This is a genomic window from Streptomyces sp. NPDC091682 (assembly GCF_044756625.1).
Taxonomy (GTDB): domain Bacteria; phylum Actinomycetota; class Actinomycetes; order Streptomycetales; family Streptomycetaceae; genus Streptomyces.
Map to the genome: position 1 here is coordinate 259,077 of NZ_JBIVTH010000009.1, position 23,585 is coordinate 282,661.

17 protein-coding genes, 1 pseudogene and 1 riboswitch are annotated in these 23,585 nt (G+C 72.3%); of the genes and pseudogenes, 13 read left to right on the forward strand and 5 right to left on the reverse strand.

Annotated elements, in window-relative coordinates:
• Positions 1-117 precede the first annotated feature (117 nt).
• Positions 118-1,356, reverse strand: a complete 1,239-nt coding sequence (locus ACIQK6_RS22465) for a citrate synthase (RefSeq protein ID WP_329098618.1) — start codon at positions 1,354-1,356, stop codon at positions 118-120.
• Between the two features lie 65 nt (positions 1,357-1,421).
• Here ACIQK6_RS22465 and ACIQK6_RS22470 point away from each other — a divergent pair, with 65 nt between their 5' ends.
• The 3 genes from ACIQK6_RS22470 to ACIQK6_RS22480 all read left to right on the forward strand — a co-directional run bounded on the left by ACIQK6_RS22470 (position 1,422) and on the right by ACIQK6_RS22480 (position 4,638).
• Positions 1,422-2,588: a citrate synthase gene (locus ACIQK6_RS22470; protein WP_402695316.1), complete on the forward strand. Its 1,167-nt coding sequence runs from the start codon at positions 1,422-1,424 to the stop codon at positions 2,586-2,588.
• Positions 2,589-2,612: 24 nt separating this feature from the next.
• Positions 2,613-3,731, forward strand: a complete 1,119-nt coding sequence (locus ACIQK6_RS22475) for a GTP-binding protein (protein ID WP_329098614.1) — start codon at positions 2,613-2,615, stop codon at positions 3,729-3,731.
• A 133-nt stretch (positions 3,732-3,864) separates the two neighbouring features.
• Entirely contained in the window at positions 3,865-4,638 is a 774-nt protein-coding gene (locus tag ACIQK6_RS22480) for a maleylpyruvate isomerase family mycothiol-dependent enzyme (protein WP_329098613.1), read from the forward strand.
• Between the two features lie 242 nt (positions 4,639-4,880).
• Here the strand turns inward: ACIQK6_RS22480 and ACIQK6_RS22485 are convergent, their stop codons facing one another.
• Positions 4,881-6,950, reverse strand: a complete 2,070-nt coding sequence (locus tag ACIQK6_RS22485; RefSeq protein WP_402695317.1) for a restriction endonuclease — start codon at positions 6,948-6,950, stop codon at positions 4,881-4,883.
• A gap of 99 nt (positions 6,951-7,049) precedes the next feature.
• Entirely contained in the window at positions 7,050-9,506 is a 2,457-nt protein-coding gene (locus ACIQK6_RS22490) for a DNA topoisomerase IV subunit A (RefSeq protein WP_329098610.1), read from the reverse strand.
• Positions 9,507-9,771: 265 nt separating this feature from the next.
• Here ACIQK6_RS22490 and ACIQK6_RS22495 point away from each other — a divergent pair, with 265 nt between their 5' ends.
• From ACIQK6_RS22495 to ACIQK6_RS22510, 4 genes are all read left to right on the forward strand, one after another.
• The gene (locus tag ACIQK6_RS22495) at positions 9,772-11,133 is read left to right on the forward strand and encodes a pitrilysin family protein (protein WP_329098608.1); all 1,362 of its coding nucleotides are present in this window, start codon (positions 9,772-9,774) and stop codon (positions 11,131-11,133) included.
• A 20-nt stretch (positions 11,134-11,153) separates the two neighbouring features.
• Positions 11,154-12,521, forward strand: a complete 1,368-nt coding sequence (locus tag ACIQK6_RS22500; protein WP_329107580.1) for a pitrilysin family protein — start codon at positions 11,154-11,156, stop codon at positions 12,519-12,521.
• Between the two features lie 216 nt (positions 12,522-12,737).
• Positions 12,738-12,897, forward strand: a riboswitch (cyclic di-AMP (ydaO/yuaA leader).
• A 12-nt stretch (positions 12,898-12,909) separates the two neighbouring features.
• Complete coding sequence (locus ACIQK6_RS22505) at positions 12,910-13,713, forward strand: peptidoglycan DD-metalloendopeptidase family protein (RefSeq protein ID WP_329098606.1); 804 nt, start codon at positions 12,910-12,912, stop codon at positions 13,711-13,713.
• 186 nt (positions 13,714-13,899) lie between these two features.
• Positions 13,900-14,577: a GntR family transcriptional regulator gene (locus tag ACIQK6_RS22510; RefSeq protein WP_329098604.1), complete on the forward strand. Its 678-nt coding sequence runs from the start codon at positions 13,900-13,902 to the stop codon at positions 14,575-14,577.
• Positions 14,578-14,943: 366 nt separating this feature from the next.
• On the opposite strand, the gene ACIQK6_RS22515 is transcribed toward ACIQK6_RS22510, so the two are convergent.
• Positions 14,944-15,225, reverse strand: a complete 282-nt coding sequence (locus ACIQK6_RS22515) for an HPr family phosphocarrier protein (RefSeq protein ID WP_030012489.1) — start codon at positions 15,223-15,225, stop codon at positions 14,944-14,946.
• 183 nt (positions 15,226-15,408) lie between these two features.
• Between ACIQK6_RS22515 and ACIQK6_RS22520 the strand changes: the two genes are divergently transcribed.
• From ACIQK6_RS22520 to ACIQK6_RS22535, 4 genes are all read left to right on the forward strand, one after another.
• Positions 15,409-18,198 carry a GNAT family N-acetyltransferase gene (locus ACIQK6_RS22520; protein WP_329098602.1) on the forward strand — a complete coding sequence of 930 codons (2,790 nt, stop codon included), beginning with the start codon at positions 15,409-15,411 and terminating at the stop codon, positions 18,196-18,198.
• Between the two features lie 50 nt (positions 18,199-18,248).
• Complete coding sequence (locus tag ACIQK6_RS22525; RefSeq protein ID WP_069924106.1) at positions 18,249-18,848, forward strand: DUF5998 family protein; 600 nt, start codon at positions 18,249-18,251, stop codon at positions 18,846-18,848.
• Positions 18,848-20,050 carry a nucleotide pyrophosphatase/phosphodiesterase family protein gene (locus tag ACIQK6_RS22530; protein WP_329098601.1) on the forward strand — a complete coding sequence of 401 codons (1,203 nt, stop codon included), beginning with the start codon at positions 18,848-18,850 and terminating at the stop codon, positions 20,048-20,050. The genes ACIQK6_RS22525 and ACIQK6_RS22530 overlap by 1 nt, the downstream gene beginning before the upstream one ends.
• Positions 20,051-20,126: 76 nt before the next feature.
• Positions 20,127-20,777, forward strand: coding sequence for a thymidine kinase (locus ACIQK6_RS22535; protein ID WP_329098599.1), 651 nt, complete (start codon positions 20,127-20,129; stop codon positions 20,775-20,777).
• A 23-nt stretch (positions 20,778-20,800) separates the two neighbouring features.
• Here the strand turns inward: ACIQK6_RS22535 and ACIQK6_RS22540 are convergent, their stop codons facing one another.
• Entirely contained in the window at positions 20,801-21,889 is a 1,089-nt protein-coding gene (locus ACIQK6_RS22540) for a hypothetical protein (protein ID WP_329098598.1), read from the reverse strand.
• Between the two features lie 145 nt (positions 21,890-22,034).
• Between ACIQK6_RS22540 and ACIQK6_RS22545 the strand changes: the two are divergent.
• Together ACIQK6_RS22545 and ACIQK6_RS22550 are read left to right on the forward strand one after the other, a co-directional pair.
• Positions 22,035-22,169 (forward strand): annotated as a pseudogene (locus ACIQK6_RS22545) (thioesterase); the annotation flags it as partial.
• Between the two features lie 187 nt (positions 22,170-22,356).
• A complete protein-coding gene (locus ACIQK6_RS22550) occupies positions 22,357-23,460 on the forward strand; it encodes a M20 family metallopeptidase (protein WP_402695318.1) in 1,104 nt (367 codons plus the stop codon).
• The last annotated feature ends 125 nt before the right edge of the window (positions 23,461-23,585 follow it).

A 23,585-nucleotide genomic window follows, 5' to 3' on the forward strand; every position in this document is an offset into this window, starting at 1 on the left:
GTCCGGGGCCGCCTGACGTCCGGGGCGGCCTGACGTCCGGGGCCGTCTGCCGTCCAGGGCCGCCTGACGTCCGGCGCCCGAGCCCGCGTGGAGGGGAGCACGGGCGGGCCGGATCCGTTACGGCATCGGCTGGGGCGGGCGGGGCCCGTGATACTGCCCGCTCGGCCGCATCCGCAGCGGCCGCTCCTGGTACTCCTCCAGGGCGTGCGCGATCCACCCCGCCGTGCGGGCGACCGCGAAGACCGTCTCCCCGGCCTCCGCCGGCATCCCGCACGACACCGTCAGCACGGCCAGTGCCAGGTCCACGTTGGCGTGCAGCCCGCCCTGCCGAGCCATCACCGTGGCCACCTCGCGTGCCGCACCCAGCGCCGGACCGGCCTGCTCCAGTCCTTCCAGCGAGGCGAAGAGCACCCGCGCGCGAGGATCTTCGCCCTGGTACAGCCGGTGGCCGAGCCCGGGGACCCGGCGCCCCGCCCGCAGGTACTCCGCCACCACCGGCGCGGCCCCGCCCTGCTCCAGCACCTCCACCAGCATCCGGTGCGCGAGCCGTCCGGCCGCGCCGTGCAGCGGGCCCTCCAGGACGCCGAGCCCGGCGGACACCGCCGCGTACGGATGGGCCCGCGCGGAGGCGGCCACCCGTACGGCCAGGGTCGAGGCGGCCAGGTCGTGGTCGACCAGCAGGGCCAGCGCGAGGTCAAGCACGGCCAGTGCGTCCGGGTCCGGCTCCCGCGCAGTCAGCCGCGACCACAACTGCCGGGCGATCCGGCCGTCCCCGGCCCACCGGGCCGGGCGGCCCACTGCCGGCAGCGCGCCGACCAGCGTGGGGATCAGGGCGCGCGCGGAGCCGAGTACCGCCTCCTCGGACAGGTCGAAGCGCAGCGGATCCGCGACCGCGGCGGCGGCTACGGCCACCCGCAACCGGTCGATGGGGCCGCCGTGTTCCGGCAGCGCGGCCACCGCCCGTCGGGCCGCTTCCAAGGCCTGCGGGGGCGCGGTGAACCTGGCCCCGGGCGTGAGGGCGCCCGTCCAGAGCCACTCGGCGACCTCCTCGTAGCGGTACCGGGAGGCCAGCTCCACGGCGTCCACGCCGCGGAAGTAGTACCGGTCGGGCTCGATGAGGGTGAGCGCCGTACGGACGGAGGGTTCCCCGGTGGGGGCCGCCGCCTCGCGCCGGCTCCGCCGGGCCAGCGCCGCCACCTCGGCGGCGTCGAAGCTGCTGCCCCGCCCGGTGGGATCGCGGCGGCTGGTGAGTTGGCCCCGACTGACGTACGCGTACACCGTCGCCGGTTTCACCCCGAGTGCGCGGGCGGCCTCCTGCGTGCTGAGTCTGCGCGCGCTGTCCGTCTGGTCGCTCATGACGAACACCCTACAGACGGATAGTAATGTTGATTCAATCAATATTGACAGCGATTGAATCCATCATGGATGGTCAATCCATGGACATCACTTTGGAAGTACCCCGCGGCCTCGCGGGAGTCGTGGTCACCGAAACCGCGCTGGGCGACGTCCGGGGCCGGGAGGGCTTCTACCACTACCGCCAGTACTCGGCCGTCGAACTCGCCGCCACGCGCAGCTTCGAAGACGTGTGGCAGCTGATGTTCCGCGGCACGCTCCCGGTGGACGCCGTCGAGCGCGCCGCCTTCGCGGCCGAGATCGCGCCCCTGCGCCGACTGCCCGAGGAGGTGCGGGACGCCCTGCCGGCCCTGGCCCGGGCCACCCGGCTCTCCGGCCCCCTGGCCGGGCTGCGCACCGCGCTCTCGCTGCTCGGCGCCTGCGCCGGCTACCGACCGGTCTACGACCTCGACCCCGGTCGCCGGGCCGCCGACGCACTGGCCGCCTGCGCCGCCGTGCCGACCCTGTTGACCGCCCTGCACCGCCTGGGGCAGGGCCTGGAGCCGGTGGAGCCGCGCGAGGACCTCCCGTACGCCGCCAACTACCTCTACATGCTGACCGGCCGGGAACCCGACCCGGTCCGGGCCCGCGCGGTCGAGCAGTACCTGATATCCACCGTCGACCACGGCTTCAACGCATCGACGTTCACGGCCCGGGTGATCGCCTCCACCGGCGCCGATGTCGCCGCCTGCCTGACCGGAGCCATCGGCGCGCTCTCCGGCCCCCTGCACGGCGGCGCCCCCAGCCGGGCCCTGGACACCCTCGACGCCATCGGGACCGTGGAGCGGATCGGGCCGTGGATCCGCGAACGGGTCCTGGCGGGTGACCGGATCATGGGCTTCGGTCACCCCGTCTACCGCACCGAGGACCCCCGTTCCCGCATGCTGCGCGAGATCGCCCTCCAGTTCGGCGGTCCCCTCGTGGACTTCGCCGTGGAGGTCGAGCGCCAGGTCGAGGAGATCCTCGCCGAACTGAAGCCCGGCCGGGAGCTGCACACCAACGTGGAGTTCTACGCGGGCGTGGTCATGGAGCTCTGTGGGCTCCCGCGCGAGATGTTCACGCCGACCTTCTGCGCGGCCCGCGTGGTCGGCTGGAGCGCGAACGTCCTCGAACAGGCCGCCGATTCGAAGATCATCCGACCGGCCGCCCGGTACACCGGTCCCACCCCGCCCCACCCGGTGCCGCCCCTGCACTGACGGGGCCTGGCTACGATCGACCGGGTGAACAGCAGGCAGCCCATCCCCGTCGTCGTCCTCGCCGGTTTCCTCGGATCCGGCAAGACCACCGTGCTGAACCACCTCCTCGCCGGTCGCGGGGGTACCCGCATCGGGGTCGTCGTCAACGACTTCGGATCGATCGAGGTCGACGCGATGTCGGTGGCCGGACAGGTCGGGGACTCCATGGTCTCCCTCGGCGGCGGCTGCCTGTGCTGCGCCGTCGACGGCAGCGAACTCGACGCGTACCTGGAGAAGCTCTCCGCCCCCGTCCACCGGATCGACGTGATCGTCATCGAGGCGAGCGGACTGGCCGAGCCCCAGGAGATGATCCGGATGCTCATGGCCAGCGAGAATCCCGCCATCCGCTACGGCGGGATGGTGGAGGTCGTGGACGCCGCCGAATTCGACGCCATCCGTACCAGGCACCCGGAGACCGACCGCCACCTCGCCGTCGCGGACCTGGTGGTGCTCAACAAGATCGACCGGGTGGACGCGGTCGAGCGGGCCCGGATCGAGCAGCAGCTCGCCGTGGTTTGCGCCGCGGGCACCCCGGTCATGGCCACCGATCACGGGCGGATCGATCCGGAACTGCTCTTCGACCGCAGGCCCTGGACCGAGACCCGGGGACAGCTCTCCTTCGAGGACCTGCTCGCGGAGGCCGACGACCACGAGCACGACCACGAGCACGGCCCCGAGCACGGCCACGGCCGCTGTGACCATGCGCACGCCGCGTACGAGAGCACGGAGTTCACCTCCGAGCAGGCGCTGTCCCCCCGCCGGTTCATCGACTTCCTTGACCGGCGTCCGGCCGGGCTCTACCGGATCAAGGGCTTCGTCTACTTCGGCGTACCCGGGCACGAGGAGCGCTACGAGGTCCACGCGGTCGGCCGCTTCCTCCGCTTCGCGCCGAGGCCCTGGGGGCGGGGCGAAGCGCGCGTGAGCCAGCTCGTCCTGATCGGCTCCGGCACCGACGGGCCGGGTCTGTTGCGCGAACTGGAAGCCTGCCGCGAAGCGGCCCCGCACGAGGCGCGTCCCGAGAGCATGTGGGGCGTACTGCGGTACGTCGCCCGGCCCGCGGAGCCCGGGAGCGGGGTTCCCGGGACCGGCTCGGACGAGACCTGAGGGCGTCACCACCCTGGTGCTCCGATTGGGAACGTGCACCGGGTTGGCGGCGGCGGGGCTCCGCCCGGCCGCCGACGCGTTCGTCCGACAAATTCGTTACCCGGCAGCCGGAGCGCCGTGATACACAACCGAGGTGCACAACACTTTAGAGTTTCCCGAGGTCCTGCGGCTGATCGAAGACCGCTCGGCCGCGTTCCGCGCCTCGATCGCGTCCGCCCCCGACCTTGACGTCCAGGTCCCGACCTGCCCGGACTGGACGCTGCGCGAACTGGCGCAGCACCTCGGCGACGGCCGCCGCCGTCAGGCCGCCATCGTCGCGGCGGGCCCGGGCGCCGAGCCCCCGGCGAGGACGGACCCGAAGGGCGCCCCGACCGCGCCCCGCGACCGCGAAGCCCTGGACGCCTGGCTCGCCGAGTCGACCGAGCTCATGCTCGACGCGATGCGCGAGGCCGGCCCGGACCGCGGCTGCTGGACCTGGTGGGGCCGCTCGCAGGCCCCGGAGAACAGCGGGGCGTTGGCGAGGCACCAGATCCAGGAGTTCGCCGTCCACACCTACGACGTCCAGCTCACCCAGGGGGCAGCACAGCCGCTGCCGACGGATGTCGCGGTCGAGGGCGTCGACGAGTTCCTGACGACCGTCGCGGCGACGACCGTCCCCTGGCCGTTCAAGCCGGCGACCATCGACCTGCACACGACCGAGGGCCCCTCCTGGCGCCTGACCCTCAACGCCGACGGCGTCCGCTGCGACGACCTCGCCGCCGACGCGGAGCCGGGTGACATGGCGATGCGAGGCGCAGCGAGCGAACTGGTCCTCTACTTCTACGCGCGCATCCCGCTCGACGGCCTGGAGACCACCGGCGACACCGAGCCGATGGAGCAGCTCGCGGACTGGGACCCGAACGCGTAGAACGTGCACCGGTGACGCACCCGTCGGTTGTGGGTGCGCTCCCGCGGGCCTGCTGTCCCAAGGGCGAACGGCGCACCTGCGGGCGGCTCGCGCTCGATCGGGGACATCGCGCGGCGGGTGCAGATCGCTGAGACCGACCTCGCAGATCGAGCAGCGGGTCGTTGGCGGGCCCGGTGGTTGCGCCGATGTTCCCGGTCGAGCCGCCAACCCGGCAAGCGTTCCCGGTCAGAGCACTGGGCCGGCTAGGCGACCTCGACCCCGAACTCGCCCAACAGGGCCTCCAGGCCTCCCCGGTAGCCCTTGCCGCCGATCACGAAGTCCCAGTCGCCGTTGGAGCGGTGCCGGAACGAACCGAGGACCAGGGCCGTTTCGCCGGCGCGCCCGTCGGAGACGTCGAGCCGGCCCAGTTCTTCGCCGCCCGCGGACAGCAGCCGGATGTGGGCGTCGGTGAAGCCGGCGAGGTCGGCGCGGGGATCGACCTCCGGATCGATCGCGGCCACGAGGACCAGCCGGTCTGCTTGCGGGGGCAGGGCGTCGAAGGAGACCTCCAGCGCTGCCTTGTCGGGCGCAGCGTGCGCGCGGGCCCGTACCGAACCGTCCGGGGTCCGCGGGTTGTTGAAGAAGACGAAGTGTTCCTCGCTCAGCACCCGGTTGCCCGTGCAGACGAGCGCGCACACGTCGAGGGCCACCGAACCCGACCAGGACATGCCGAGCACGTTGTGCTCGGCCGGGGGAGCCGGTTCTGCCGCCCGCCGGGCCGGTGGCGTGGCGCCGCTGCCGAGCCGGCCGCGCAGGCCGTACTGGTGGAGCAGCTCGACCAGGTCCGCCCCGGGAACCAACTCCAGCGGCTTGCCGTTAGCAAAGGTGTACGACCCGGGGCCGAAGGACGCGGTGGTGACCAGCACCCCCTTGTTCGCCCCCTTGTCCTGGACCGTGCCGTACAGATCACGCACGGCCGTCGGCGGCACCGTGTTGCGGTAGCGCTTGACCTGCACGACGATCCGACCGCCCCGGATCGGCGCCGGGTCCACCGCCTCCACGTCGACCCCGCCGTCTCCCGACCGTTGCGTGGTCACCGCCTCCATGCCCATCGCCCGGAACAGCTCGGCGACCAGGTTCTCGAAGGCGATCGGGTCCATCGCGAAGAGATCCGGCTCGTCATCGTCCCCGTCGCCCGCGTGCCCGCCGTGGCTGACGACACCCCCGCCGACCTCGTCGGGCCGGCGCCCGGGGCGCACCGCCGTCAGCTGGTCGGGCCGCGTCGACAGCAGCCCGCCCAGCCCCGCGACCAGACAGTCCACCGCACTGACCTGTTCCAGCCGCAGTCCGGAGAAGGCGCTGCGCGCCGCCGGCACGGTGGCGAGCACGAACCGCGCCTCCTGGCCCGTCACCGGATCGTGGCAGTCCACGAAGCCGTTGACCACGACCGAGTCCAGTGCGCCGAATTCGTCCGCCGCGTACAGCTCGCGCACCACCAACAGCACGCACTGGGCCAGCAGGTCCCGGTACAGCGCCCGTCGTTCCGTGACCGGGCGGGGCTTCACCTTGTCCTGGTCCGTGCTCGGCAGGTACTGCACCGCCCGGGCCTCCGGTACCACCGCGTACCCGGGCAGCTCCCAGTCCAACACCAGCTGGCGCGCGGCCGGATCGTACGCGGCCGCCACCTGCCTCGGCAGCCCCTCGGGCCAGGCGGTCGAGGCGTACAGGGCCGCCGAGAAGTACTCCACCGCCGCCTCGGCATCACCCGCGCGCAGCGCCTCCGCCAGCTCCGTGAGCCCGCCGTTGTGCGCCCGTACGCCGGCGATCTGCTCCGCCGCCCACCGGTCGTACTGCTGCCGGTACGCGGCCAGTTGCTGCTGGCGCTGCGCCTCCGCGGCGTTCGCGGTCTGCCAGGCCTGGGTGTAGCGGGCGTGCGCCTCCCGCTCCGCCTGCGCCCGGTGGTTCGAGCCGAGCGTCCAGCCGCTGCTCCGCTGCTGGAAGTCCTCGATGCGGGGCATCGGCACCGGGTGCGCCAGGGCCCCGGGGTCGAAGGGCTGCAGCCGGTCGGGCCGGGCCAGGGCGGAAATCCGGAACGCCGGTGTCCGGCAGCCCGCGACCAACAGGCCCTTGAGGGCTTCGACCTCGGCGTCGAGCTGTGCGGTACGCCGTAGGGCCTCGGCCTCGCGGTACTGCCTGTGGCTCCGGTTCGCGTCCCGTTCGTGGGCCCGCTGCCGGCGCTCCGCCTCCCGTTGCTGGACCAGCTGCGTCTGTTGCTGCCGGCGCTGGGCCTCCGCCCAGTTCCCGATCAGTCCGCTGCCCGCTCGACGGCTCATCAGCTGCGTTCTCCCCCCACCACGTCCTGGGGGAAAACACTAGTCGGCATTCGGGTGGTACGTCCCCCCGGTCGCACCACCCGAACGCCCTCCCGCGACCTACAGCGCGGCTCCCGCCAACGCCGCGACCGTCGACGGCAGCGCCGCCCCGGAGCCGTCCCGGCGCGGGTCCACGATCGGCAGCTCGGCCGGAGTGCCGTTCGCCGCCGCGGCGCGGACGGGGGAACCGCCCGCCCAGGCCAGGACCAGTACGTCCTCGCCCTTCAGGAACCGCTGGCAGCGCACGCCGCCCGTGGCCCGGCCCTTGCGCGGGTACTGGTCGAAGGGGGTCAGCTTCCCGGACAGCACCGAGCCGTCCAGGGTCCCCTGCGAGCCCGCCACCGTGAAGACCACCGCGTCCCGCGCCGGATCCACGGCGGAGAAGTGGATCACCTTGGCGCCGTCGGCGAGCTTGATGCCCGCCATACCGCCCGCCGGACGGCCCTGCGGGCGGACCTGGCCCGCCGGGTAGCGCAGCAGCTGGGCGTCGTCGGTGATGAAGACCAGATCCTCCTCACCCGTGCGCAGCTCGACCGCGCCGACGATCCGGTCGCCGTCCTTGAGGGTGATGACCTCCAGCTCGTCCTTGTTCGCCGGGTAGTCCGGCACGACGCGCTTGACCACGCCCTGTTCGGTGCCCAGCGCGAGGCCCTGCGAGGACTCGTCCAGCGAGGTCAGGCAGATCACCTTCTCGTCCGCCTCCAGCCCGGAGAGGAACTCCGAGACCGGGGCGCCGCCCGCCAGGTTCGGCGCGGCGTGCGTGTCCGGCAGCTGCGGCAGGTCGATCACCGACAGCCGCAGCAGACGCCCGTACGAGGTGACCGCGCCGACATCGGCCCGGGCGGTCGCGGCGACCTGCGAGACGATCAGGTCGTGCTTGGCGCGGGCGCCGCCCTCCTCCTCCGGCAGCGCCTCGCCGTTCGCCGTGCGGGCCAGCAGGCCCGTGGAGGACAGCAGCACCCGGCACGGGTCGTCCGCGACCTCGAGCGGAACGGCCGCCACCGCGGTGCCCGCGGACTCCAGCAGCACCGTACGGCGCTCGGTGCCGAACTTCTTCGCGACCGCGGCCAGTTCCGCGGAGACCAGCTTGCGCAGCTCGCTGTCCGACTCCAGGATCCCGGTCAGCTCGTCGATCTCGCCCGTCAGCCGGTCGCGCTCGGACTCCAGCTCGATCCGGTCGAACCGGGTGAGTCGGCGCAGCGGCGTGTCCAGGATGTACTGGGTCTGGATCTCGCTCAGCGAGAACCGCTCCATCAGCCGGGACTTGGCCTGCGCGGAGTTGTCGCTGTCCCGGATGAGCCGGATGACCTCGTCGATGTCGAGGAGCGCCACCAGCAGGCCCTCGACCAGGTGCAGCCGGTCCCGGCGCTTGGTGCGGCGGAACTCGCTGCGCCGCCGGACGACCTCGAAGCGGTGGTCGAGGTAGACCTCCAGCAGCTCCTTGAGGCCCAGCGTCAGGGGCTGCCCGTCCACCAGCGCCACGTTGTTGATGCCGAAGGACTCCTCCATCGGCGTCAGCTTGTAAAGCTGCTCCAGCACGGCCTCCGGGTGGAAGCCGTTCTTGATCTCGATGACCAGGCGCAGGCCGTGCGAGCGGTCGGTGAGGTCCTTGACGTCGGCGATGCCCTGGAGCTTCTTCGAGCCGACCAGGTCCTTGATCTTCGCGATGACCTTCTCGGGGCCGACCGTGAAGGGCAGTTCGGTGACGACCAGGCCCTTGCGGCGCGCCGTCACGTCCTCCACAGCCACCGTCGCACGGATCTTGAAGGTGCCGCGGCCCTTCTCGTAGGCGTCCTTGATGCCCGAGAGCCCGACGATCCGGCCGCCGGTGGGCAGATCGGGACCCGGTACGAAGCGCATCAGCGCCTCGAGGTCCGCCTGCGGGTACCGGATCAGGTGGCGGGCGGCCGCGATGACCTCGCCGAGGTTGTGCGGGGGCATGTTGGTGGCCATGCCGACCGCGATCCCGGACGCGCCGTTGACCAGCAGGTTCGGGTACGCGGCGGGCAGGGCGACCGGCTCCCGCTCCTGGCCGTCGTAGTTGGCGGTGAAGTCGACGGTGTCCTCGTCGATCGACTCCGTCATCAGCGAGGTGGCGTCGGCCATCTTGCACTCGGTGTAACGCATCGCGGCCGGCGGGTCGTCGTTGCCGAGCGAGCCGAAGTTGCCGTGGCCGTCGACCAGCGGCAGCCGCATGGAGAAGGGCTGGGCCATGCGCACGAGGGCGTCGTAGATCGACGCGTCACCGTGCGGGTGGAGCTTGCCCATGACCTCGCCGACGACACGGGCGCACTTCACGTAGCCGCGGTCGGGGCGCAGGCCCATCTCGTTCATCTGGTAGACGATGCGCCGGTGCACCGGCTTCATGCCGTCCCGGGCGTCGGGCAGGGCACGGGAGTAGATCACCGAGTACGCGTACTCGAGGAAGGAGCCCTGCATTTCGTCGACGACGTCGATGTCGAGGATCTTCTCCTCGAAATCCTCCGGCGGCGGGGTCTTCGTGCTGCGGCGGGCCATCGCTGCGCGGCTCCTTAACCAAAATGGGGTGTGCTGGGTGTCGGGCGGGGGGTCTGGCTGGGTCTGGCGGTCTTGTGGTGTCCGGCGAGGGTACGACGCGGACCATTGTGGCCCGACGCACCGACAACGCCGACTCCGACCCCGGGGGTCCCCCGGACGGAGTGCGGGGGAGTGACCCGGGAACTTATCCGGCGGTCGGCGCGCTTGCATACAGTGGCAGGTCGATAAGAAATCTCTGCATCGCGATCGAAGGGACCACATGCCCATGGGTCACACGGCCACAGCCCAGGCCGGCTCCGGCGGCCTGACAGCGACCGAGCACCGGCTGGCCAACGGCCTGCGCGTGGTGCTGTCCGAGGACCACCTGACCCCGGTCGCCGCGGTCTGCCTCTGGTACGACGTCGGCTCGCGCCACGAAGTCAAGGGACGCACCGGCCTGGCTCACCTCTTCGAGCACCTGATGTTCCAGGGATCGGCGAGCGTACCCGGCAACGGGCACTTCGAACTGGTCCAGGGCGCCGGCGGTTCCCTCAACGGCACCACCAGCTTCGAGCGCACCAACTACTTCGAGACGATGCCGACCCACCAGCTGGAGCTCGCGCTCTGGCTGGAGGCGGACCGGATGGGGTCGCTGCTGGCCGCCCTGGACGACGAGTCCATGGAGAACCAGCGCGACGTCGTCAAGAACGAGCGCCGTCAGCGGTACGACAACGTTCCCTACGGCACGGCCTTCGAGAAGCTCACCGCCCTGGCGTACCCCGAGGGCCACCCGTACCACCACACCCCGATCGGCTCCATGGCCGACCTGGACGCCGCCTCCCTGGAGGACGCGCGCACCTTCTTCCGCACGTACTACGCGCCGAACAACGCGGTGCTCTCGGTCGTCGGGGACATCGACCCCGAGCAGACGCTCGCCTGGGTCGAGAAGTACTTCGGCACCATCCCCGCGCACGACGGCAAGCAGCCGCCCCGCGACGGATCGCTGCCCGACGTCATCGGGGAGCAGCTGCGCGAGGAGATCGTCGAGGAGGTCCCGGCGCGTGCGCTGATGGCCGCCTACCGGCTGCCGCACGACGGCACCCGCGAGTGCGACGCCGCGGACGTGGCGCTGACCATCCTGGGCGGCGGCGAGTCCTCGCTGCTGCACAACCGGCTGGTGCGCCGCGACCAGAGCGCCGTCGCGGCCGGCTTCGGCATGCTGCGCCTGGCCGGGGCCCCCTCGCTGGGCTGGCTGGACGTCAAGACCTCCAGCGGGGTCGAGATCCCCGCCATCGAGGCGGCCGTGGACGAGGAGCTCGCGCGGTTCGCCGCCGAGGGCCCGACGGCCGAGGAGATGGAGCGCGCCCAGGCACAGCTGGAGCGCGAGTGGCTGGACCGGCTGAGCACGGTGGCCGGCCGCGCCGACGAACTGTGCCGCTTCGCGGTGCTGTTCGGCGACCCGCAGCTGGCGCTGACCGCCGTCCAGCGCGTCCTCGACGTCACCGCCGAGGAGGTACAGGCCGTGGCCGCGGCCCGACTGCGCCCGGACAACCGCGCGGTGCTCGTCTACGAGCCGCTCGCGGCCGACGAGTCCGACCAGCACGACGAGTCCGACGACTCCGACGAGAACGAAGGGGCGGAGCAGTGAGCGACACGGCAGCCGTCACGATGACCTTCCACCCGCGCCCGCGGGCCGGCGAACCGCAGCCGTGGGCCTTTCCGGCCCCCGACCGCGGACAGCTGTCCAACGGGCTGACCCTGCTGCGCTGCCACCGGCCGGGCCAGCAGGTCGTCGCGGTCGAGGTCAACCTCGCCGCCCCGCTCGACGCCGAGCCCGAGGGCCTGGACGGCGTGGCGACCATCATGGCGCGGGCCTTCTCCGAGGGCACCGACAAGCACTCCGCCGAGGAGTTCGCGGCCGAGCTGGAGCGCTGCGGCGCCACCCTGGACGCGCACGCCGACCACCCCGGCCTGCGGGTCTCGCTGGAGGTCCCGGCCTCCCGGCTGCCCAAGGCACTGGGCCTGCTCGCCGAGGCGCTGCGCGCCCCCGCCTTCGCCGACGCCGAGGTCGACCGGCTGGTGCGCAACCGGCTCGACGAGATCCCGCACGAGCTGGCCAACCCGCAGCGCCGCGCCGCCCAGCAGCTCTCCAAGGAGCTCTTCCCGGCCACCCTGCGGATGTCCCGGCCGCGCCAGGGCACCGAGGAGACGGTCGCCCGGATCGACTCCGCCGCCGTGCGCGCCTTCTACGAGGCCCACGTGCGCCCCGCCACCGCCACCGCGGTGGTCGTCGGCGACCTGACCGGCATCGACCTGGACGCCGTGCTGGCGGACACCCTGGGCACCTGGACGGGCAACACGGCCGCCGCCCTCCCGGTGCCGCCGGTGACCGCCGACGACACCGGCCGCGTGGTCATCGTCGACCGGCCCGGCGCGGTCCAGACGCAGCTGCTGATCGGGCGGATCGGGGCGGACCGCCACGACCGGGTGTGGGCGGCCCAGGCGCTGGGCACGTACTGCCTGGGCGGCACCCTCACCTCGCGCCTGGACAAGGTGCTGCGCGAGGAGAAGGGGTACACCTACGGCGTGCGCGCCTTCGGCCAGGTGCTGCGCTCCACCGCGGACGGCAAGGGCGCCTCGATGCTCGCCATCAGCGGCTCGGTGGACACCCCGAACACGGGACCGGCGCTGGAGGACCTCTGGAAGGTGCTGCGCACCCTCGCGGAGGGCGGTCTGACCGACGCCGAACGCGATGTCGCCGTGCAGAACCTGGTGGGCGTGGCCCCGCTGAAGTTCGAGACGGCGGCCTCGGTCGCAGGCACCCTCGCCGATCAGGTCGAGCAAGAACTGCCGGACGACTACCAGGCGCAGTTGTACGCCCAGCTCGCCGCGACGGGCACGGTGGAGGCGACCACGGCGGTCGTCCAGGCCTTCCCCGCGGACCGGTTGGTCACCGTCCTGGTGGGCGACGCGGCGCTGATCGAGGAGCCCGTGCGGGCCCTGGGGATCGGAGAGGTCACGGTCGTCTCCAACTGACCGGCGGATGACGGCTCATTGAGGGTCGGCTGAAGGTTTCAGCAAGGGGTTCTGGCGACTTGTCTCCGGAACCCCTTTTGTCCGTTTAATGGCGAGGTTGCTTGTATGCGGTGTGGCGTACGCAACAAAAAGCCGTGTCTGTTTGGCGATTGACTGATGATCCGCCTAGCGTCGGCCGTGCTGCCCGTCAGTTGTACTCGCCGCACCCGCGGCACCGGACAGCGATCGCCGAGTCCCCGTCAGGCGCGAGCCTGGGGAGCCGGGGACCCACATGAGTCCCTGGGGTGAATCGGACCCCCTCGCAAGAGGAGGTCCGTAGGAGACCTTCCTGCTCCGAACCCGTCAGCTAACCCGGTAGGCGAGAAGGAAGGAAAGGATCAACCCCTTCATGGCGCTTGGCAGTCGTCCCGCTGGTACCGGTAAGCACCGTGGCTCCAGCCGCCTGAGCAAGAAGACCGCCGGTTACGCCGGTATCGCCGCGATCGCCACCACGGGCGTCGTCGGCTCCCTCGCCGGCCCGGCCTTCGCCGCGGACAACCACAGCAGCACCATCGGCCAGGACAACGGCCTGGGTGCCGTGGTCGTCGCCGAGGACCTCGCGGGCGACATAGCCGACCAGGCCGAGTCCCAGCACCGCGTCGCCGAGCAGGACGCCGTCAAGGCGCAGGCCGAGGCCGACGCGAAGCAGCGGGCCGCGGAGGCCAAGCGCCTCGCCGAGGCCAAGGCGAAGGTCGAGCGCGAGGCCGCCGAGCGCGCCGCCCGCGAGGAGGAGCGCAAGCGCCTCAACACCTTCGTCGCCCCGGTGGACGGCTCGTACGTCAGCACGCAGTACCACGCGGGCGGCGGCATGTGGTCCTCCGGCTCCCACACCGGCATCGACTTCCACGCCGCCTCCGGCACCTCGGTCCACGCGGTGGGCCTCGGTACCGTCGTCGAGGCCGGCTGGGGCGGCGCGTACGGCAACAACGTCGTCATCAAGCACAACGACGGCACCTACACCCAGTACGGGCACATGACCTCGCTGAATGTCTCCGTCGGCCAGCAGGTCACCCCGGGCCAGCAGATCGGCCTGTCGGGCTCCACCGGCAACTCCAGCGGCCCGCACCTGCACTTCGAGGCCCGCACGGGTTCGCAGTACGGCTCGGACATCGACCCGATTTCGTACCTGCGCTCGCACGGCGTCAGCCTCTGACACCGCCTCGCACCGCTTCACCGAAGACCCCGGCTCCCCGAGCCGGGGTCTTTGTGTGTTGCGTCTTTGTGCAAATGTTTCGTATTTCCGGCCGCTCTCGGAAATTATCGTGTGTTGCAATAGAGTCGCAGCACGCGCATGTGCGTGCAATGAGGGTGGCAGTCGGAAATAGGCGGAGGTTCGGTCTTGCGTATTCCTGCGCACGCGGTATGCACGGCAATCCGCGACGACATCGTCTCCGGGGTGTTCGAGCCGGGCGGCCGGCTGACCGAGGAGGTGCTGGCCCGCCGGTACGGGGTCTCGCGCGTCCCGGTGCGCGAGGCCCTGCGGACCCTGGAGTCCGAGGGGTTCGTGACCACGCGGCGGCACGCGGGGGCCTGTGTGGCGGAGCCGACCGAGCAGGAGGCCGCGGACCTGTTGGAGCTGCGGATGCTCCTGGAGCCGCTCGCCGCCGCGAGGGCCGCCCGCCGGCGCACCGACGCGCACCTCAAGGTGCTGCGCGGGCTGGTCAGGCTGGGGCAGGAGCGGGCCAGGCGGGGCCAGGGCGAGGACCTGCGGTCCCTGGGCGGCTGGTTCCACGAGACGCTCGCACAGTCCTCCGGCAGCCCCGGGCTGATCGCGCTGCTCACGCAGATGCGGCACAAGATCGCGTGGATGTACGTGGTGGAGGCGCCGGCCCGGCCCGTGGAGTCCTGGGCGGAGCACGGGGCGATCGTGGACGCGGTGGCGCGCGGCGACGCCGAACGGGCGCGGGCGCTGACCGCGGTCCACGCCGACCGTGCGGCGGGGGCGCACCGGCTGCGGCGCCGCCCGGCGGTGAGCACTTCGCAACCTGCCGTAAACATGTCGAGCGGCCGACATTAACAGGAGCCGTATACAAAGGGTGGGATCGCTCGAATTCGCCGTACGGTGGCCGGTCTGTGTTGGGTTGTTGGGTTGAAACAATTCCCCGTGCGGAATTCTGGCCGAGCTTAATTCGGCGTGCGCCGGGCTGGATTTCGGCGGGCCTTTTTCGCCGAGCGGGATTTCTTCGTGGTGCGCGGTCCCGCGGTCCCGCGGGGTGAGCGCATGGGGCGGGCCCGGAGCCCGGCTCCCGGGTCGCCCCGAGCGCGCGACCGTCCCCGGGGCGGGGTCCGGCTCGGCTCCTCGGTCCGGGCTCTGGCGAACGACGAAGCCGCGGCCCCCCGGATCGGGGGCCGCGGCTTCGCGCGTGAAGTGGAACCCGAAGGGTCAGACGGTCTCGGGGAGCTCCTCGAGACCCTCGGCGACCAGCTTCGCGAGGCGGTCGAGCGCGGCGTCCGCACCCTCGGCCTCGGAGGCGAGGACGATCTCCTCGCCACCCTGGGCGCCGAGGCCCAGGACCGCCAGCATGGAGGCGGCGTTGACGGGGTCGCCGCCGGACTTCGCGATGGTCACCGGGACGCCGGAAGCGGTCGTCGCACGGACGAAGATCGAGGCGGGACGAGCGTGCAGGCCCTCGGCCCAACCAACGTTGACGCGGCGCTCTGCCATGGTGATGCCCTTCAGGTTCTTACGGTTGTCTAGACCAGTCTCTCATGGCACCCGGAATGCTCGGGCCTACCTCCGGCCTGAATTTTCCGCCGTTCGGCCTTCCCCAGCTTGCCCTGGTTCGTCCCGTCATGCCTCGGCGCCGCGCGAGGGTTCGACGGCCCGATCCGGCCGTAAGGTAGGCCCATGACCATCGAGTCGGACCCCTCGTACCCGGCCCACTGGGAAGCCGATGTCGTCCTGCGCGACGGCGGCACCGCCCGGATCCGGCCCATCACCACCGAGGACGCGGGCCGGCTCGTCAGCTTCTACGAGCAGGTCTCGGACGAGTCGAAGTACTACCGGTTCTTCGCTCCCTACCCCCGGCTCTCCGACCGTGACGTGCACCGCTTCACGCACCACGACTACGTGGACCGGGTCGGGCTCGCCGCCACCATCGGCGGGGAGTTCATCGGCACCGTCCGCTACGACCGCATCGGCGCCGACGGCCGGCCCGCCTCCGGACCCGCCGACGAGGCCGAGGTCGCCTTCCTCGTCCAGGACGCCCACCAGGGCCGCGGGGTCGCCTCCACCCTCCTCGAACACATCGGCGCGGTGGCCCGCGAGCGCGGCATCCGGCGGTTCGCCGCCGAGGTGCTGCCCGCCAACACCAAGATGATCAAAGTCTTCACGGACGCCGGTTACCAGCAGAAGCGCAGCTTCGAGGACGGCTCCGTCCACCTCACCCTCGACCTCGAACCCACCGCCGAGTCCCTCGCCGTGCAGCGCGCCCGCGAACAGCGCGCCGAGGCACACTCGGTCCAGCGGCTGCTCGCCCCCGGCTCGGTGGCCGTCGTCGGAGTCAGCCGCTCCGGTGCAGGAGTGGGCGCGGCCGCACTGCGCAACCTGCGCGACAGCGGCTTCCACGGCCACCTGTACGCCGTCAACGAGGCCGTCACCCGCGACCTGCTCGACGGCGTGCGGGCCTACCGGACCATCGAAGCCATCGCCGCCCCGGTCGACCTCGCGGTGATCGCGGTCCCGGCCGACCGGGTACCCGAAGCGGTGGCCGCCTGCGGCGAGCACGGGGTGCAGGGGCTCGTCGTCCTGTCCGCCGGGTACGGGGAGAGCGGCCCGGCCGGACTCGCCCGCCAGCGCGAACTGGTGCGGCAGGTGCGCTCGTACGGGATGCGGCTGATCGGACCGAACGCCTACGGCGTGATCAACACCGCGCCGGAGGTGGAACTCAACGCCTCCCTGACCCCCGCGCCGATGCCGACGCGCGGCCGGATCGGCCTGTTCACGCAGTCCGGGGCGATCGGGATCGCCCTGCTCTCGGCCCTGCTCCGGCGCGGCGAGGGCCTCTCCTCCTTCGTCTCCGCGGGCAACCGCGCCGACGTGTCCGGGAACGACATCCTCCAGTACTGGTACGACGACGGGGCAACCGACGTCGCCCTGCTCTACCTCGAAACCCTCGGCAACCCGCGCAAGTTCACCCGGCTCGCCCGCCGGACCGCGGCCGTCAAGCCGGTGGTCGTCGCCAAGGGCGGCCGGCACAGCCCGGCCGGGCACGTCGTCCCCGACACCCGACTCCCGGAGGCCACCGTCTCCGCGCTGCTGCGCCAGGCCGGCGTCATCCGCGTCGACACGGTCACCGAGCTGGTGGACGTAGGCCTCCTGCTCGCGGCGCAGCCGCTGCCAGCCGGTCCCCGGATCGCGATCCTCGGCAACTCCGAATCCCTCGGGATCCTCACCTACGACGCCTGCCTCACCCAGGGCCTGCGGCCGCTGCCGCCGCTGGACCTGACGACGGCGGCCGCGCCGGCGGACTTCCGCGCCGCCCTGACCGACGCGCTGCGCTCCGAGGACTGCGACGCGGTGGTGGTCACGGCCATCCCGTGGGTGAGCGAGGACGCTCCGGCGGACGACCTGGCCGGTGCCCTGCGCGAAGCCGTGGCCGAGTACCCGGGCAAGCCGGTCGCGGTGGTCCACGTCGAGCTCGCCGAGCTCGTCGAAGCCCTGTCCGCCGTGCGCGGCGCCCCGCATTCCGCCCCGCCCCGGAACTGGGGCCCCGTGGCGGACCCCGCGCCCCCCGCACCGGCCGGTCCGCTGTCCGCCGCCGGCGACAGCATCCCCAGCTACCCCGCCGCCGAGCGGGCGGTCAAGGCCGTCGCCGAGGCCGTCCGGTACGGGCAGTGGCGCCGGGCCGCCGCCGACGACGACGGGCGGGTCCCCGAGTACGAGGACATCGACGAGGCCGGGACCGCGGACCGGCTGGCCGGGCTGCTGACGGACGTCGACCCCGGCGCCGTGCTGACCCTGACCGACCGGGACGCCCGCCAGCTGCTCGCCGGCTACGGGATCCGCGTCCTGCCCACCCTGCCCGCGCCGAGCGCCGACGCGGCGGTCCGCGCCGCCGCGGTGCTGGGCTACCCGGTGGCGCTCAAGACCACCGCGCCGCACCTGCGGCACCGCGCGGACCTGGGCGGCGTACGCCTCGACCTCACGAACGAGGCCGAGCTGAGGCGCTCGTACGAGGAGCTCACCGACGCGCTGGGCAAGCCGGCCGAGCTCCAGCCCGTGGTGCAGGCCATGGTGGCGCGCGGGGTGGACACCGTCGTCCGCTCCGTCATCGACCCCGCCGCGGGCGCCGTCCTCTCCTTCGGGCTCGCCGGCGTCGCTTCCGAGCTGCTCGGCGACACCGCGCACCGGCTCGTCCCGACCACCGACCGGGATGCCGCCGGACTGATCCGATCCATCCGGACCGCACCCCTCCTGTTCGGCTGGCGCGGCAGCGATCCCGTGGACACCCCCGCCCTGGAGGAACTGCTCCTGCGGCTGTCCCGCCTCGTGGACGACCACCCCGAGGTGATCGGCGTCTCACTGGAGCCCGTCGTGGTCGCCGCCGAAGGCGTCTCCGTGCTCAGCGCCACCGTCCGCGTCGCCCACCCGCCGGCCCGCGGCGATCTCGGCCCCCGGACCCTCCCCAGTTACTGACCGGGTACGGCGCGGCCTGAGGGGCCCGTACGGGCCTTAGGATGGACCTCATGGCGAAATCCGGTACGACGACCCAGGGGCTGCGCACGGCGATCGAGCGCAGCGGCTACTACCCGGCCCTCGTGGCCGAGGCCGTGGAGGCCGCGGTGGGCGGCGAGCCGATCTCGTCGTACCTGGTCCACCAGGAGACGACCTTCGACTCCAACGAGGTGCGCCGTCACGTCACCGTGCTGGTCCTGACCGGCAACCGCTTCATCGTCAGCCACACCGACGAGCAGGCCGCCGACGCCGGATCCCCCTCCCCGTACGCGACCACCTCCACCGAGTCGGTCAAGCTGTCCAGCATCTCCTCCGTGGTGCTGAGCCGCGTCGTCGCCAACCCGGAGTCCTACACCCCCGGCACCCTGCCCCGCGAGGTCGTCCTGACCATCGGCTGGGGCGCCGTCTCCCGGATCGACCTGGAGCCGGCCGCCTGCGGCGACCCGAACTGCGACTCCGACCACGGTTACACCGGCAACTCCACCGCCGACGACCTCAGCCTGCGGGTCAGCGAAGCCGGCGACGGGCCGGAGGCGGTGCGCCAGACCCTGGTCTTCGCTCAGGCCCTCAGCGAGGCCACCGCGGCGACGTCTTCCCCCTCCGCCCGCTGATGGCGTACTCCGCGGCACAGGAGTGGCCCGAGCCGGAGCTGCTGGACCTGGCGGGCGCCCCCGTCCCGGAGTACGGCGTCGGGTCGCTCGCCGACCTGCTGCCCACGCTCGTGGCGGGCCAGGGCGTCCCCGGGTTCACCGCCGCCATCACCGAGCTGACCCCGGCCGACCGGAACTGCGTGTTCCTGGTCGACGGCATGGGTTGGGAGCAGATCAAGGCGCACCCGGACGAGGCCCCGTACCTCACCTCCCTGCTCGGCAGCTCGCGCGGCGGCACCGGCCGCCCGATCACCGCGGGCTTCCCGGCGACCACCGCCACCTCGCTCGCCTCCGTGGGCACCGGCCTGCCGCCGGCCCGCCACGGCCTGCCCGGCTACGCCGTCCGCAACCCCGCCACGGGCGAACTCATGAACCAGCTCCGCTGGCACCCGTGGACCTCGCCGAAGCCCTGGCAGCCGTACCCGACCGTCTTCCAGCAGGCCGACAAGGCCGGGGTGGCGACCGCACAGGTGTCCTCGCCCGCCTTCCAGACCACCCCGCTCACCAAGATCGCGCTGAGTGGCGGCACCTTCCTCGGCCGGATGACTGGCGAGGAGCGGATGGACCTGGCGGCCGAGCGCCTCGCGGCCGGTGACCGCTCGCTCGTCTACACCTACTTCAGCGAGCTCGACGGGGCCGGCCACCGGCACGGCGTGGACTCCGACGCGTGGCGCGGCCAGCTGATGTACGTGGACCGGCTCGTCCAGCGGCTCGCCGAGCAACTGCCGCCGCGCACCGCCCTGTACGTGACCGCGGACCACGGCATGGTCGACGTCCCCTTCGACGAGGACTCCCGGATCGACTTCGACGAGGACTGGGAGCTGAGCGCCGGCGTCGCGCTGCTGGGCGGCGAGGGCCGGGCCCGGCACGTGTACGCGGTGCCGGGCGCCGAGGCCGACGTACTGACCGTGTGGCGCGAGGTGCTCGGCGACCGGTTCTGGGTCGCGAGCCGCGAAGAGGCCCTGGAACTCGGCTGGTTCGGCGCGCCGGGGGAGTGCGACGAGCGCGTGCTCGGACGCATCGGCGACGTGGTGGCGGCCGCCCAGGCCGATGTCGCGATCACTGCCTCGCGCAACGAGCCGAACGAATCCGCCCTCGCCGGAATGCACGGCTCGATGACCGCGGCGGAGCAGCTCGTCCCGCTGCTCGAAATCCGCACCTGACCTTCTCCGCCCGGCCGCCCGGCCCACCGCCCGTCACCTGCGTCCCTCCCACGTCCCGAAAGGTCCCGTACTTCCCATGCCCGAGCTGGTGTTCTTCTCCGGAACGATGGACTGCGGAAAGAGCACCCTGGCGCTCCAGATCGCCCACAACCGTGACGCGCGGGGACTCCAGGGCGTGATCTTCACCCGTGACGACAGGGCGGGCGAGGGCAAGCTCTCGTCCCGGCTCGGCCTGGTGACGGAGGCGGTCGAGGCGCCGGAGGGCATGGACCTGTACGCGTACTTGGTGGCGCAGATCTCCCAGGGCGGCAGGGCGGACTACGTGATCGTGGACGAGGCCCAGTTCCTGGCCCCCGTCCAGATCGACCAACTGGCGCGCATCGTGGACGACTTGGACATGGACGTCTTCGCCTTCGGCATCACGACGGACTTCCGGACGAAGCTGTTCCCGGGTTCGCAGCGGCTGATCGAGCTGGCGGACCGACTGGAGCAGCTCCAGGTGGAGGCCCTGTGCTGGTGCGGTGCCCGCGCCACGCACAACGCCCGTACGGTGGGCGGCGAGATGGTGGTCGAGGGCGCCCAGGTGGTGGTCGGCGACGTCAACCGCCCGGCGGGCGAGATCGGGTACGAGGTCCTCTGCCGCCGCCACCACCGCAAGCGGATGACCTCGGCCGCGGCCCGCGCGGGCGCCCTCTCCCCGGACGTCCTCCCGGTCAACCACGCCTGACCACCGGGCGGCACGCGGGCCGCCTACTGGAAGCTGAGCCGGTGCGGGTGCGCCGGGGTGGTGGGGCAGGTGTGGACGCGCATGAGGCCACGGCCGAGGTAGACACCGGTGGGGTCGCTGATGCGGCTGTCCGGTAGGGAGTCCTTGTCCTCCAACGGGATCCAGCTCTCCGAGGCCCCGTCCCATTCGCTGACGGCCACCGTGAGCAACGGAGGCATCGGTGCTCCGCAGACTCCGCAATCGATGTGCGCCGGGTCGGTGAGGTGCCACGAGGCGAAGCCGCCGACCTTCCAGCCGGGCGCGATGGACAGATCGCCCCGGTAGGCCACCTCGTTATCCTGGTCCGCGCGCGCGGTGGCCATGGCGGCCTCGTACTCCTCGTACGTGTCGAAGACGGCCGTGGCGGAGGAGTCGAAGGCGTCATCGTCCTCTTCGTCGTCTCCCCCCTCCCACACTTCGATGGCCTCCTGGAGGTCCTCGTCCAGCAGACCCTCGTACTCGTGCTCCACCACTTGTTCGGGGTGGAGCACGCACGTGTTCGGGACGCATTCGGCCCTGCCCACCACTACGGGTTCAGGGATCACGCCGAGGACCTCGCCCACGTCCTGGGAGCGCCGCCACTTCAGCACGACCTCGATGGTCCGGTCGGGGCCGTGCACTTCGAAAGGACACCAGAGGACCTGGAGCAGGTCACAACCGTCCGGTCCGGTCAGGTCGGGGACGTCGCGGGCGAAGAGCTGCGCGGCGGCGAGCAGCGGAATCGGGTCCGCGTCCGCGATGTGCGGGGCGTGCGGTCCTGGCTGGAGGCTCTCCAGGACCGCGCGTTCCGCATCGGTGGGACCCGTAGCGGGGGTGCGGTGCCATGCCTCGTCGAGGATCCGCCGCTGGAGGCGCACGTCGGACAGCCGGTGCCCGCCGCCCTTGGGGTGGACGGCGGTGCACACGGGCCACGGTTCAGCGGCGGGCCACAGGAGCGGCCCGGCCACCGAGCTCTCGTCGGCCTTCGGTGTGCCGGGGCGCGGGTGGAGGCGCGTGCTGGTACGGCGATGGTCACCGAGGGCGGGGAACAGGGCCTCGGCGTCGACCGGGCGGGGCGGGGTGGTGCGGGTCATGCGGTCCTCACCTGTTCCTCGGGTCCGATCGACGCCGCTCTCACCAACTACCGTGACGGCCCACGGGCCACGTTCATACAGCCCGCACCGCCCGACCTGACCGAACCACCGTAGGCCACACGGAACAAGGAAGGGACGCACTGACGTGCCCCAGCCGCTCAGCGTTCGCATCGCCGTCCGCGAGTACGAGCTCGACACCCGCGGCCACCTCAACCAGGCGGTCTACCTCCAGTACGGCGAGCACGCGCTGTGGGAGGTGCTGCTGGCCGCGGGCATTCCGGGCGCGGCCCCCACGGTCATCCGACTCTGACCCGCACCGGGCCGCGTGCCCTCCAGCAGCCTCACCGCCTCAGCGGACCGCGTGGACCGCGTGGACCACCTGGATCTCGCCGACGATGCGCGCGCTGAAGCCGTCGGTCGACGCGGTGCTTCCGGGGGCCGCCGGGTGTACCCCGTACCGTGAGGACATGAGGATGTACCAGAGCACTGCCGTGAGCGTTGACGCGATGCTCGAGGACCTGCGCACGCTCGTGGAGGTCGAGTCCCCGTCGCGCGACCTCGATGCGCTGAACGCCTCGGCCCGTGCCGTGGCGGCGGTCATCGAGAGCCGACTGGGCGGGCGGGCCGCCCTGGTGGAGAGCCAGGCCGGCCCGCACGTGCACTGGTCGGGCGGAGGCGATCCCCGGGTGCTGATCCTCGGTCACCACGACACGGTCTTCCCGCTGGGCACGTTGGCGCGCCGCCCCTTCCGGGTGGAGGGCGGGCACGCGACGGGCCCCGGCGTCTTCGACATGCTCGGGGGTCTCGTCCAGGCCGTTCACGGCCTGGCGGCCCTGGATGACCTGTCGGGAGTGGAGGTCCTGGTGACCGCCGACGAGGAGGTCGGTTCCGGTTCCTCCCGGGCTCTGATCGAGGAGCGGGCCCGCGCTTGCGGCGCGGTGCTCGTGTTCGAGGGCGCAGCCGATGGCGGGGGCCTGAAGACTGGTCGCAAGGGGTGCGGCACGTTCGAGGTGGTCGTCAAGGGGCGGGCGGCGCATGCCGGGTTGGAGCCGGAGGCGGGCGTGAACGCGCTGGTCGAGGCGGCGCAGCAGGTACTGGACCTCGTGGCGCTCGGCCGGCCGGAGATCGGGACGACGGTGACGCCGACCGTGGCCTCGGCGGGAACCTCGGACAACGTCGTTCCGGCGGAGGCGACGGTGTTGGTCGACGTCCGGGTCGAGTCGGCCGGGGAGAAGGAGCGCGTCGAGGCGGCGATGGCGGCATTGGCGCCGCACTTGGACGGGGCGGAGATCGTGGTTCGGGGAGCCGTGGGCCGACCCCCGATGCCGGAGTCGGCGTCGGCGGGGTTGTTCGAGATGGCGCGGCGACTGCTCCCCGGCATCGAGGGCAAGGCGGTCGGTGGCGGCAGCGACGGCAACTTCACGGGCGCGTTGGGGGTTCCTACGCTCGACGGCCTGGGAGCGGTCGGCGGTGGTGCCCATGCCGACCACGAGTACCTGGTGGTCGATGCCATGGCGGAGCGGGCGAATCTCGTCACGGGACTCGTGAACGCGATCCGCGACGGCGGGTAGGCGGGTAGGACATCGTCGGACCCGCACCACCGGACGGCGTCGACGGGACCGCCGCCCACGCGGCCACCGGCCGGTGATCCGTCCCGGGACGCCGCCCCGAGGGCCACCTGCCCCGAGTTCCACAC